Source organism: Paenibacillus sp. PDC88 (assembly GCF_900106725.1).
GTDB classification, from domain to species: Bacteria; Bacillota; Bacilli; order Paenibacillales; family Paenibacillaceae; genus Paenibacillus; species Paenibacillus shunpengii.
In genome coordinates this window covers 378,592-391,437 of the sequence record NZ_FNNT01000003.1, presented here as the reverse complement: position 1 = coordinate 391,437, position 12,846 = coordinate 378,592, and the positions used below count along the sequence as shown (strand labels likewise).

General features: G+C 47.1%; 13 protein-coding genes. 10 read left to right on the top strand and 3 right to left on the bottom strand.

All coding sequences use genetic code 11. The features are described 5' to 3' along the window. Positions 1-324: 324 nt before the first annotated feature. On the top strand, positions 325-933 hold the full coding sequence (locus BLW49_RS12325; protein WP_256209736.1) for a TVP38/TMEM64 family protein: 609 nt from the start codon (positions 325-327) through the stop codon (positions 931-933). On the opposite strand, the gene BLW49_RS12320 is transcribed toward BLW49_RS12325, so the two are convergent. Both BLW49_RS12320 and BLW49_RS28785 read right to left on the bottom strand, forming a co-directional pair. Then, complete coding sequence (locus BLW49_RS12320) at positions 909-1,430, bottom strand: cupin domain-containing protein (RefSeq protein ID WP_090724882.1); 522 nt, start codon at positions 1,428-1,430, stop codon at positions 909-911. The two genes, BLW49_RS12325 and BLW49_RS12320, sit on opposite strands and share 25 nt — an antisense overlap. Before the next feature lie 138 nt (positions 1,431-1,568). Next, positions 1,569-1,721 (bottom strand): hypothetical protein, encoded by a 153-nt coding sequence (locus BLW49_RS28785; protein ID WP_177178729.1) that lies wholly within the window; start codon positions 1,719-1,721, stop codon positions 1,569-1,571. 812 nt (positions 1,722-2,533) lie between these two features. Here BLW49_RS28785 and BLW49_RS12315 point away from each other — a divergent pair. The 8 genes from BLW49_RS12315 to BLW49_RS12280 all read left to right on the top strand — a co-directional run bounded on the left by BLW49_RS12315 (position 2,534) and on the right by BLW49_RS12280 (position 10,764). After that, complete coding sequence (locus tag BLW49_RS12315; RefSeq protein WP_090724880.1) at positions 2,534-2,968, top strand: DUF1641 domain-containing protein; 435 nt, start codon at positions 2,534-2,536, stop codon at positions 2,966-2,968. 36 nt (positions 2,969-3,004) lie between these two features. Beyond that, entirely contained in the window at positions 3,005-4,186 is a 1,182-nt protein-coding gene (locus BLW49_RS12310; RefSeq protein WP_090724879.1) for an NAD(P)/FAD-dependent oxidoreductase, read from the top strand. A 282-nt stretch (positions 4,187-4,468) separates the two neighbouring features. Continuing rightward, entirely contained in the window at positions 4,469-5,113 is a 645-nt protein-coding gene (locus BLW49_RS12305; protein WP_090724877.1) for an SDR family oxidoreductase, read from the top strand. A 50-nt stretch (positions 5,114-5,163) separates the two neighbouring features. Then, the gene (locus BLW49_RS12300) at positions 5,164-5,880 is read left to right on the top strand and encodes a response regulator transcription factor (protein ID WP_090724873.1); all 717 of its coding nucleotides are present in this window, start codon (positions 5,164-5,166) and stop codon (positions 5,878-5,880) included. Further along, the gene (locus BLW49_RS12295; RefSeq protein ID WP_090724872.1) at positions 5,877-7,253 is read left to right on the top strand and encodes a sensor histidine kinase; all 1,377 of its coding nucleotides are present in this window, start codon (positions 5,877-5,879) and stop codon (positions 7,251-7,253) included. Before BLW49_RS12300 ends, BLW49_RS12295 begins: the two co-directional genes overlap by 4 nt. Positions 7,254-7,328: 75 nt before the next feature. Further along, positions 7,329-8,111 (top strand): PepSY domain-containing protein, encoded by a 783-nt coding sequence (locus BLW49_RS12290; protein ID WP_177178728.1) that lies wholly within the window; start codon positions 7,329-7,331, stop codon positions 8,109-8,111. A 179-nt stretch (positions 8,112-8,290) separates the two neighbouring features. Then, positions 8,291-8,914 (top strand): PepSY domain-containing protein, encoded by a 624-nt coding sequence (locus BLW49_RS12285; protein WP_090724868.1) that lies wholly within the window; start codon positions 8,291-8,293, stop codon positions 8,912-8,914. Positions 8,915-9,150: 236 nt separating this feature from the next. After that, positions 9,151-10,764: an alkaline phosphatase family protein gene (locus BLW49_RS12280; RefSeq protein ID WP_090724867.1), complete on the top strand. Its 1,614-nt coding sequence runs from the start codon at positions 9,151-9,153 to the stop codon at positions 10,762-10,764. Between the two features lies 1 nt (position 10,765). On the opposite strand, the gene BLW49_RS12275 is transcribed toward BLW49_RS12280, so the two are convergent. Beyond that, positions 10,766-11,800, bottom strand: coding sequence for a Leu/Phe/Val dehydrogenase (locus BLW49_RS12275; RefSeq protein WP_090724865.1), 1,035 nt, complete (start codon positions 11,798-11,800; stop codon positions 10,766-10,768). A 242-nt stretch (positions 11,801-12,042) separates the two neighbouring features. Here BLW49_RS12275 and BLW49_RS12270 point away from each other — a divergent pair, with 242 nt between their 5' ends. Then, entirely contained in the window at positions 12,043-12,558 is a 516-nt protein-coding gene (locus tag BLW49_RS12270; RefSeq protein ID WP_076314316.1) for a DUF2179 domain-containing protein, read from the top strand. Positions 12,559-12,846 lie beyond the last annotated feature (288 nt).

The window sequence follows — 12,846 nt, the reverse complement described above, 5'->3', positions numbered from 1 at the left end:
GTGGATGCATCACGGTTAATAAGAGGAGGATATACGAAAGGTACAATAGAGAATAGGTGATAACATGATGAAATGTCATATTTGTGGAAAATCATTAAACGATGTGTTGGAGCATGTTGAACATATATTGCACGAGTGCAGTCAAATTCAGGCGGAGCCCATGCTGCAAGCAGATCATGAGCAGGAGCGGAATATGCTCCAGCTTAGAAATAAATAAATGTAAACCTGCCGAGGGCAGGTTTTTTTATGGGCAGCGATGTTTTAATCACGGGGATTAAGCTATACTATCCTTAAATTTACCAGAGTACCTGGGAGGCTTCATTAATGTACAGTTGGTCCTTCACGGATATCATGTCCTATTTCACGGAAGAAAATATCATCATGCTGCTTGAACAGTTTCGTTCCTATGGACCGCTGCCCGGCATTCTGATCACATTTCTGAAATCCTTTATCCCGCCGCTGCCAACCCTGCTGATCGTAGGAGCGAACGGGGCTGTATATGGCTGGGCTGGATTTATATATTCGTGGATTGGTCTGGTGGGGGGCAGCTTCCTGACGTTTCTTATCATCCGCAGAATCGCATCCACTTCCTATATCCAGCGCTGGACGAAGAAGCCCAAGGTTCAGAAGAGCTTGCGATGGATTCGCCGCAATGCGTTCAGCTACGTGTTCATACTGGGGATGTTCCCGATGGGGCCTTTTGTGCTGGTGAACATGGCAGCAGGCGCAGCTCAGATGCGCCCCGGTCTCTTCCTGCTCGCGGCAGGGCTCGGCAAAGGAATCATGATATTTTATGTGACTTATATTGGCACCAACTTGGAGGAGATTATCCAGCATCCGCTCATTCTGGTTGGCGTCGTCATATTCATCATCTTGACCATTGTGGCGAGCAAGAGAATAGAAGCTTATTACACTGAATCTTCCAATCGGTAATAGGTGTGGAGCGGTCCGCTCTTTCCAAATACGGGATCTTGATCGGGCAAGGGAACTTGCTTGATGTCCTGAAGTACCTTGGGCCGCTCTCCAGCTTCGCCCGTATAGGTATCATATTCGATGGCGTCGGGATAACCGCCCACCACTTGAAAATCACTGCTTGCTTCAATCCTCTTATGGCCTGTGCCGGCAGGAAGGACAATCACATCCCCGGCCGCCGCAGTGACTACGATCCCTTGCTCTCCCCCGAGCTGCAGCTTGACCGATCCGCTGATAACACCGAGGACCTCATGTGTGTTGCTGTGATAATGATGATAGGGGAATACGCCGCCTGTCCAGGTGTTCTGCCAATTGTGGCTGTTGAATAGGGCTTCCGTTTCCTGTTCCCTGCCTCTAAGAACGCCCGGATATAAGAGTACAGGCAGATTCGGGTGGTTTGGGATGATGCCATCATCCTCAAAACGATAAGCCCGTGTCTTAAATTCGGTTTGTGCCATGTAAGTTCTCCTCCTTCTGTTTGCGGTTTAAAGGTCATATATGAAACAAGCCATGAACAAGGGATAACCTCTGGTCATGGCTTGTATGTGCAGTATACGATTACGTTACTGCAGCTTATTCTAACCCTTTTAGCAGGATTAAGACTGCTTCAGATTGTCCTCAGAGCGGGGATTCCAGTTCTCGGCTTGAGGCTCCACGTCCTCATGCTTTTTCATTTTTTCTACCTGCTCCTTGGAGTCCTTCTCCTTGTCTAATTGATTGCGTACCTCTTCGCTTGATTGCTGTTTCATCGTGAACGCCTCCTTATTCTTAATGAGTATAGTTATTACATACCCGGTCTGTAGAAAGGCAAACATGAAGCGGAGACGGGCCTATTTGATTCGGTAATAAACAATAAATAGCGAGCCGGGGACTCCATTCATTACAATTTATCCCCAGTACAATGTACATATCACATGTGAATGTTAATGTTATGACCAAATGCTGATTTTTCAGGTAATGGCGAGGGCGGGCCAGGGGACAATACCGAGATGATAAGACGGTTCGTGCGAGAAGGCATGAGCAGTCTTATTTATTTTGTGAAATTTGGTGGAGTTAAATTTTAACAAGAGTGAGAATAAAACTTTATGGAAATTTTAAGCGGTATACGTTGATACATATAGTGATCAGCATGCTCTTTGACACCGCATATAGTAGCAAATATGAGAAAAAGCAAATTCATGGATGGAGAACAGGCTTTTGCACGTCGTATTGACAAAAAAGGTGTATTTGTTACAATGTTCACAAGGTATTCACAATTGCTAAAATATTTATTTCATGTTCACGTGTAAGAAGTGTAATATTAGGGTATAGGATCCGTTTTTATGACCTGTTCGGTAAGTTTGTTATTGCGATGAATGATCATATTCGTGTCTGCAATAGATCCATGGAATACATCACACTTCTGCTGTAGAGCTGCCTGAGCCGCCCTTAGTGGCATCGGCTCTTTCTTTGTGTGAAAATTGTTACATTACAATCATGTAGTTCCTTGATCGACTAGATTGCTTAGCAGAAATGTCAGGCGAGCGGGCTTATAACCCAAAGTAAAGGAGGACGTTCTCTTATGTCACAACCGACGCAACAAGAAGTACCTGCTACAGGTGCTCCTCAAGCACAAAATGATGTGCTCGATCAATTGATGAAGCCGGAGGTTCAGGAGTCTCTTACTGTTCTGGTTGAGAACTTGCCTAAACTGGCTGAAATGGTAACTGCAATGACTACAGCTTATGACTTTGCTCAAGGGCTGGCGAAGGACCAAGTATTCGTAAACGACATGAAAGTTGCCTTTGGCGAATTTACTACTCCAGTAGTAGAAAAAGCAAAAGGTGTTGCTTCTGCAGCCATCGAAGCTGGCGATCGCGCTCAAGCGGAACAGTCTTCTGTTGGCCTGTTCGGCATGCTCAAAATGCTGAAAGACCCTAACGTACAACATACGCTTCGTTTTGCTCAAGCTTTCTTGAACATTCTGAACGAGCGTCAGCAAAACAAACAAGACTAAGATTTTTTCATACGAAAGTAAGAACGGAGGATGGATATGTCGAAGCAAATTTTGATCCTGGGCGGCGGCTACGGCGGATTGCTTAGCGCACTTGCAGCGCGTCAATACCTGACTGCTGAAGAAGCGACCATTACGGTTGTGAACCGCTTCCCGACTCACCAAATCATTACAGAATTGCATCGTCTGGCTGCAGGTACAATCAAAGAGAAGGCTGTTGCTCTTCCACTTGAGAAGCTGCTCCGCGGTAAAGACGTGAATCTTAAAATTGATACGGTTGCTGAAATCAAACCTGACGAGAACAAAGTCACAATGAAGAGCGGAACCATCTATAGCTATGACTACCTGGTAGTTGCTCTGGGTAGTGAAACAGCATTCTTCGGTATTCCAGGACTTCAAGAGTACAGCTTTACGCTGAAATCTGTTGAAGAAGCGAACAACATTCGCGCTCACGTGGAAGCTCGTCTGGATGCATACAAGAAAACAGGCGAGAAAAAAGACGCTACCATCGTTATCGGCGGCGGCGGCTTGACAGGTATCGAGCTTGTTGGTGAGTATGCAGATGTGCTTACAGAAGTATGTAAACAAAAAGGTATCAACCGCAGCGAAGTTGAGCTCTATAGTGTAGAAGCAGGTCCTTCGATCCTGGCAGGATTCCCGCCAGAGCTGGTTGAGCGTGCACAAACAAGCCTTGAGAAACGAGGCGTGAAATTCATCGTTGGCGTAGCGATCACAGAAATGCAAGAGCATACGGTATTCCTGAAAGACGGCAGCTCCATCGAGACAAGCACTCTGATCTGGACTGGCGGCGTTCAAGGTAATGCTGTAGTAGCGAACTGTGGTATTGAAGTGAACCGCGGACGTGCAACGGTAAAAGAAACACTGCATTCCACATCTCATGAGAATGTGTTTATCGCTGGTGACAGCGCAGTTGTTATTCCAAGTGAAGGCGCTCGTCCTTACCCTCCAACAGCACAGCTTGCTTGGCAAATGGGTGAGACGATCGGACATAACCTGGCAGCAACCATCAAGGGCGGCGAGCTTGAAGTCTTCACTCCAGTCTTCTCCGGTACACTGGGAAGCCTTGGACGTAAAGATGCAATCGCAATGCTTGGAGGAAGCCAGACTCGTCTGAAGGGTCTTCCTGCAACACTCATGAAAGAAGCAAGTAACATTCGTTACCTGCAACATATTGAGGGTCTGTTCGCTCTGGCGTACTAACTCCTCATCTAGAAGGCGTCCCTTAGGGGGCGTCTTTTTTCATATCATCATACTGTACATAGGAACAAATCGATCTGTGCCTGTATGTAGTGGACCTGACTCAGAGAGTTCATGTATATTCATCTTATATTAAACAGCTAATTTGGAACCCTATGAGGTAGCAGGGCAGCTAGAGAATATAATGGATGCGATAGACTCATCAAATTGGGTAAGTAGATAGGAATACCTTTTTATAATATTAGACAAGGTATACACTAATGAATCGAAGGGAGTTATTACATCATGAATGTACTCGTTATCGGAGCCAACGGCCAAATTGGAAGACATCTAGTATCTCAGCTAAAAGAAAACCCGGAACATACTGTTCGTGCTATGGTTCGTAAACAGGAACAGTTAGAGGCACTCGATAAATCAGGGATAGAGGCGGTACTTGCCGATCTTGAAGGCACGGTAGAGGAGCTGGCTGAAGCCATGAAGGGGAATGATGCCATTGTCTTCACTGCTGGATCTGGTGGAAGTACAGGTGCAGATAAGACCTTACTCATCGACCTGGATGGTGCGGTGAAGACGATGGAAGCAGCCGAGAAGGCAGGCATCTCTCGTTATCTTATGGTAAGCGCACTCTATGCAGAAGACAGAACCAAATGGCCTGAGTCAATTAAGCCGTACTATGTGGCTAAGCACTACGCAGATAAGTGGCTTGAGAATTCGTCCTTGAATTATACGATTATTCGCCCAGGAGGGCTGAAGAATGAGCCGGGGAATGGCAAAGTGACAGTGGATCCAGAGGCAGGAGAGAGCAGTATACCTCGCGAAGATGTAGCTGCTGTCATTGTCGCTGCGCTGGATGCGGACAACACGTATAGAAAGGCCTTCCCAATCGTATCCGGAACGAAATCTATTAACGAGGTGATTGAGCAAATTTAGTCCTTTGATCTATGATGATATTCATATTTAAATGAAGTGGGGGAGTCGTCATGAGTGCATCCATTCTCATTGTGGAGGATGAAGAGAAGATCGCTCGATTGCTTGAAATCGAGCTGGAGTACGAGAATTATAAAGTGCATAAAACGGCAAGCGGCACGGAGGGGCTTGCGGCTTATCAACAAGGGGAGTATGATCTCGTTCTGCTCGATGTGATGCTGCCGGGACTGAGCGGAATTGAGGTGCTGCGTCGTATTCGCAGTCAGGACGAGCACACGCCGGTCATCTTGCTGACAGCGAAGGGATCTGTGGAGGATAAGGTGTCGGGACTTGATCTGGGGGCAACGGATTATATCACTAAGCCGTTTCAGATTGAAGAATTGCTGGCTCGTGTACGGGCTGCGCTGCGTTTGAGCAGTAAGATGCAGCCCCAGCCAGCTGCAGCTTCTAACGCCGGAGAGTTTGAGACGTGGCTCACAGCCGGTAATCTGCGTGTGAATGAGGCCACTAGAGAGGTCAAACGCGGGGATGGCTCAATAGAGCTCACTCCCCGTGAGTTTGATCTGCTTGTCTATTTGCTGCGCAATCAGCGCCAAGTCTTGAATCGAGAGCAAATTCTTGAATCCGTGTGGGGTTATGACTATATGGGAGATACGAATGTGGTTGATGTTTATATTCGTTATGTCCGCAAAAAAGTGGATCATGGCCATGAAACCGGACTTATACATACAGTGCGCGGTGTAGGTTACGTGCTTAAGGCGGACGCATGAAGCTGAGAACGACGATTTACGTTTATACGTCCGTATTTTTTATGGTACTGCTTCTGTTGATTAACGCATTTATCTATATTCTGTTTGATCGCATGTCGATTAATACCCAGACAGAGCGTGCAGAGGCTGAAGCAAGTACTGTTGTGGTAGGAATAAAGAACGCAGCGGTGAACGTTGCTCCGGATGATCTCCTTCGCGCTTTTGTTCCGGCTGATGGCATGCTCCGTCTGGTACGGATGTCGGGCGAGGGACCTGTCGTAACGTCTCCAACACAGCAGCATCTGGATCGCCTTGCAGTGACATACCATCCAAACAAGCTATCACAGGTCATTGAGGTCGAAGGAGCGAGGTATGTATTTGTATCGATGCCGATTATATGGGTAGACGGTGAGGTCGTAAATATACAAATTACTGAAAGTTTGGCGAGCGCAGATAACAATCTGCGTGTCCTGCGTAACGTACTATTTTCCGTCTCAGTAGCAGCACTCATTGCGGTCATTATTTCCAGTCGTCTACTTAGCGGGATTATTATCAAGCCGATATCAAGAATGATTGACACAATGAAAAATATTGAACAGGGCGGCGGCTTCAAATCCATCGATTTGGAGAAGAAATCCAAGGATGAGCTCTTTGAGATGGGCAATACGTTTAATCGCATGATCGACAGGCTGGAGATGAATTATGAGAAGCAGGAGCAATTTGTCTCCAACGCCTCTCATGAGCTGAAGACACCTTTAACCGTAATTGAGAGCTACGCGAGTCTGCTGAAACGTAGAGGAGCAGAGCGACCTGATTTGTTCAATGAGTCTGTTGAGGCCATTCATTCTGAGGCGGTAAGGATGCGTGAAATGACAGAACAGCTGCTGCTCATGGCTAGGCAGACCGAATCGGCCGGAGTGAAGCTGGAATCCTGCAATATCGCGGATATGACGCAGGACACAGCCCGGTCCTATGAGACGGCTTATCGCAGAGAGGTGAATGTGCATATCGAAGCCGCTGAAGCTGATGAGCAGATGTTCGCGATCACGGATCTTAATAAAGCCAAGCAGCTCCTTATTCTGTTCCTCGATAACGCGAGGAAATATAGTGAAGAGCACATTGACATCCATGTCGAGAAGGAAGAAGGTCATATTAAAGTATCGATTCGAGATTACGGTATTGGCATGTCGGACAGTGAGCTCGCCAAAGTATATGACCGCTTCTATCGTGTGGATCAGGCCAGAACACGTAAGCAAGGGGGATCAGGACTCGGGCTGTCGCTGGCCAAAGAGATCGCCGGCCATATTCAGGCAGAGATTGAGCTGAAGAGCCGTCCTGGAGAAGGTACAACGGCGATATTACGCTTCCCCTCCTTTCTCAGCAAATTCTCATAAAGCTCCGCTATAATGGCATACATAAGCCATATATGGCTGTGTTGTGATATGAAACTTAAGAGGGGTGTTCTCCTAATGAACGTTAAAAAGTGGGGTTTATATGGCGGTGTGGCTGCAGTACTGGTGCTGGCAATTGGTCTTTATTATTTTCAGCCATGGAATAAATCAGATATTTTATCAGCGGAGGCCGTATCCGAGAGTGTGCTTCAGCAGTACCCAGACTTCAAGATTGAGGATAACCGATTGCAGGGTAGTGAGTATCACCTTCGGCTGGTTACGGAAACGGGTGGCGAATACCGCCTAACGGTAGATGCGGAGAGTGGAAGCATACAAACCATTGAGCAGATTTCAGAGGGGGAAGTGGATACACCGGTACCTCAGAGCAGAGAAGCTATCAAGAAGGCTGTCCTGGCTGATACTCCAGGAAAGCTGCTGTTACTGGAGCTTGTCTCTGATTCCCCTGAAGGAAAATATTACAAAGCTGAGGTACAGACGAAAGATCAGATCGTAGAACTAAGGCTTGATCCGTACAGCGGGGAGGTTCTCTCCCGATCTGAAACAAAGCCTCAGAATCCCGATTCAGACAATAAACAGCCAGCTGAAACACAGGAACCGATCCGTCTGATCAGTGAACAGGATGCAATCGATATCGCGCTAGCCGAGGTGAAGGGAGAATTCGAAGACATCGAGCTGCGTGCCAGAGAATCGGATATTCCTTATTATTTGGTTGAAATTGAGAATGTGAGCGGTGAGGAGATGATCGTTCAAGTGCTTGCCATTACGGGTACGGTCAAATCTGTTGAGCATGAGGATGATTTTGATGACAATGACGACGATCAAGATGATGAGAACCAATAATCCTTTCTTTAGTACTCAGTTAACTAATCATTAGAGACGATTTCATGTAGCTGAGAAATCACTTCATTTTCTCATCAAATTCTAATCTTACTCTTTCTTTGCTCTCATTTTGCAGGGGTAAGATGGTGTTGTAAGGGAGAAACGAACAACCCAATAACACGAAATGGAGCTGATGAGTAATGAAGAAACAAGTCGTATTGAGCGGAGTTTTGGCAGTAGGTTTGATCGCTGGAGGGACGGCAATCTTCGCCGCAAGTAATACGGGAACAGGAACTGCAAGTACAACGGGAAATAGCGGGGTATCCTCATCCTCCTTCAACCCGGACACGATGATAAACTTCGGTGAGGCGAAGAAAGCAGCGCTGAAGGCAGCTGGGAATAAAGGTCATATCGATGATATTGATTTGGAGAGATATAATAACAAAGCCTTCTATGATGTAGAAATCGAGCAAGGCGACAAAGATGTTACCGTTCATATCGATGCTTACACGGGAAAGACACTTGATGTATTCACAAGCAATGATGATGACAATCGTTATGATGATGACCGCTACGAGGATGACGATGATCGTTACGAGTCGGAAGCCATCGCTTCTGTGAAGCTCTCTGCAGCGGATGCAGAGAAAATAGCGAAGAAACAGCTGAGCAACAGCAAGGTGGTACAGATTGAGCTGGATGAGGATGACAACCGGCTTCAATATGAGGTAGAGGTTGTTAACTCGAAGTATGAAGCAGATGTTGAGATTGATGCGAACACCGGCAAGGTGCTGTCTGTAGACAAGGATGAGCGTGACGACGATTAATCGAGAGTGAGCTGGTTAACAATTACAGCCTTATTAGATGTAAATGCATGATGGAAGGCCCTCACGAGTGAGGGCCTTTTTTTGATTTGAATAGCTAGATTAATTTAACAAAATATCCCTAGTAAGTTTCTTTATGCTGTGGCGAACGATAACAATGATGAATGATGCAAATGTTGAAGTTTATGCTAATTCATAAGTTATACGTGAATCGACGGATAGAGGGGGTAAAGTGATACATGAGAGATCTACTGTGCAAGGTAATGATCATGGTTCTTATTCTAAGCTTGGTAACAGGGTGTCAGCATCAAAGCTCGCAATCCGAGGATCAAGATCTGCTGCACGTGAAGTCGGCGGACAGAGTTCAATCCAAGAAGGTTATATTTCTGCTGGTCGATTCGTTAATGGCAGAAGCCATTGATCAGGGTATCCGGCAGGGTGAGCTGCCAAGCTTCAAATACTTAATTGATCACGGCCAATATTACAGGGATATGGTTACCTCCTTTCCTACGATGTCGGTTTCTATTGACAGTTCTTTGCTGACGGGTACCTATCCTGATGAGCATCAAGTTCCAGGACTCGTGTGGTATTCCGCACAGGAGAAGAGATTGATCAACTATGGATCAGGTCCTGCGGAGATCTGGAATCATGGCATCAACAGAACACTAGCAGATGCTCTGATACATCTAAACGACAAGCATCTGAGCTCGCAGCATTCCACAATCTACGAGGATTTGGCACGTAAACATCTAAAATCCGGTTCAATAAACGGGTTGATCTACCGGGGGATGTCGGATCATACACTTCAGCTTCCCGCTTGGGTGTATGGACCGTCTTCATTGCCGCAGCAAATCCAGGTCAAGGGCCCCGATCTGCTATCTTTGGGTTCGATCGCCAATCCATTAGAGAACTCGTCCGGGGGTACAACTGCGCATAATTTGCCCGATGGTCTCCCTGATCGGATGGGTCTTACGAACAAATACTCTGTAGAAGCAGTAAAATATTTGGTGAAGCAAAACAAGCTGCCTGATTTTCTATTTGCCTATCTTCCCGATTTGGATCAAAAAATACATAAGAGCGGCCCGCCTGGACTAAAGGGAGTCAAAGAAGTAGACAAGCAGCTTGACGGAATCCTGCAGGCTTTTGGATCGCGCGAGACAGCGATGGATAAGTCAATTATTATCATTGCGGGAGACAGCGGAATGACGAGACTGCTGCCGAAGGATCAGAACTCGGTGATTGATCTGCCCGATCTGTTCACAGGTTATCAAGTTCTTCGTGCGGGTAAGGAAGTCAATGACGAGACAGATATCATTCTCGCTGTGAATGAAACGATGGCTTATGTATATCCAAACCTTGCTGTGAAGTCCTATGAAGAATGGGCTCGTCTGATGACGATAGACCCTCGTATCGATTTTGTATCATGGCAGGAGGGTGAATGGATCCATGTACGCCAAGGGGGAACGAACAAGGAGCTTATGTATCGAGCTGGCGGGAGCCTTGCCGATCCCTACCAGCAGAATTGGACGATTAAAGAGGCGGGGAATGTACTGGATTTGAGCATAGATGAGGGGCGTGGATCGTTAAAATATGGTGACTATCCTGATGTGCTCCGGCGATTGTCTAGTGCACTTCACTCCCATCCAGGAGATTTCATGGTCGTCACAGCCAAGCCGGGATATGAATTGGCGGATCGCAGCTCACCGACACATGAAGGTGGCGGCGGGCATGGTTCCATCCGCAAGGACGAGTCACTCGTCCCTCTGATTATATACGGAACGGATCAGAAGCCGCCTGAACATGTAAGGATTATTGATTTGAAAGGATTTGTGCTGCAGCTGCTCGCGGACTGAATTAAGCAAACTTGGCTTCGGCAATGGAATCGGCTGCAGCAGCCGTTGTAATGCCGTTCTTGCGAGCATAATCGTACAGATACTTAAGGGTATGGGGTATCTTCTCTACGGCTGCAGCCGCCCCCCGTGCCCCGGTTCCGGCAAGCTCTGCGCCGGTACTAAGGATTCCTCCTGCATTAATGGCATAATCAGGAGCATACAGAATATTTCGCTGCTCCAGCATATCGCACAGCTGTTCATCAGCCAGCTGGTTGTTAGCTGCACCGGCAATAATCCCGCAGGACAGCTGGGGAATGCTCAGATGAGTAAGTGTTCCGCCCATCGCGCAGGGAGCATAGACCTCACAGCTATGCAGATGAATATCGTCAGGTGAGACGGCTAATGCTTTGAAGTCACGAACAGCTTGACTCATTTTTCCTGAATCAATATCAGATACGATCAGCTGAGCCCCGGCCTGATGAAGGCGCCTTGCCAAGGCATATCCGACTTTGCCCAGTCCTTGGAGCGCGACGCGGACTCCATTCATATCACTCAGCCCATATTTATGGGTCAGTGAAGTCTGAATGCCAAGAAATACACCATAGGCAGTCATTTCGGCAGTGAAGTTTCCGGTTGCTCCGAGCGTTCCGCTCTGATCGGTCACATGCCTCGTTTCACGATGGATCTGGTCCATATCGTGTGGAGTCGTGCCAAGATCAACCCCGGTAATGTACTCTCCGTGTAGTCTCTCTATGAATCGGCCGAGTGCAGCAAATGCTTCATCCCGCCTCATCCCAGCATGCTCCATGACTACGGCCTTGCCTCCGCCGTAGGGCAATCCGGAAATAGCCGCCTTATAGGTCATGCCTCTGGCGAGCTTCATGGCATCCTGGGCTGCCTCCTGCTCCGAAGCATACGACCATAAACGGCAGCCGCCTAGTGCCGGTCCCAGCTTGGTGCTGTGCAAGGCGATAACGGCTTTGAGACCACTCTTCTGATCCTGACAAAATACGAGCTGCTCCATCCCGCGGTCCTGCATTGCCTTCCAGAGATCCATGGCTGATGCGCCTCCTCCGTTGTTCTATCTGCACCTTATATTTGTCTAATATATTCGCATCGTCTCTTGAAAGCGCATGGACAGATGTACCGATTATTGGTGCTTCGCAGGAAACGGCTTGATTCAGTATAATGATACAGGTGTAATACAATTGGATATGCTGTATTTAGGAACATCGGATAAGGCACCGAATAAGAAGAGCGTATTGGGGCTTACAGCTTGGCAGACAGGAGTGTGATGACATGGGCACAACGTTGCTTTTTATTTTTGCAATCCAGATTGTATACGTATCGGCTTATACGCTGAGGATGATTCTGACGCTGAAGGGCCAGAAGTATATCGCGGCGCTCATCAGTATGGTCGAGATCGTTATTTATGTACTCGGATTAAATCTGGTGCTTAGTTACTTGGATCAGATTGCCGCCTTGGTCGTATATGCGGTTGGCTACGGTCTGGGTATCTTGATCGGGGCCTGGATTGAGGAGAAGATCGCTCTTGGCTATGTGACAGTCAAAGTGATCTGTGACCAGGCAAGAGGAACGATTGTAACCACGCTTAGAGAAAAAGGCTACGGGGTTACCTCGTGGCTCGGCAATGGACGGGACGGAGACCGGCTCGTGATGGAAATACTGGCGAAGCGTAAAAATCAGAAGAGGCTCTACCAGTCCATTCTGGAGCTTGATCCCAAGGCGTTTATTATTACGGTGGAGCCCAAGCAGTTCCATGGAGGATTTTGGACAAGATCTATTAAGCGATAACAGACTGAACTCATCTCAAAATGAGGATACCAAAAACAATGAGCTAAAGATTGCATGAGTATAAAGAGACTAAAAGCTTGTAAAGTCCAAGAAGTCCAATGAATCTAAAGCCTAAGAGCCTGGCGAGCACCATAGCGGTGTGAGCAGGCTCTTTTTCTATTACAGCGCATGTGAAGAAATGATTATTGTCCTGCTGAAGGAGTGCATTATCTAGCCCACAGCTGTTCTGCTGATTATTGTTGTAATCGCTTCCATACGTTAAATTGAGAGCAATTCGAAACAGAGGAG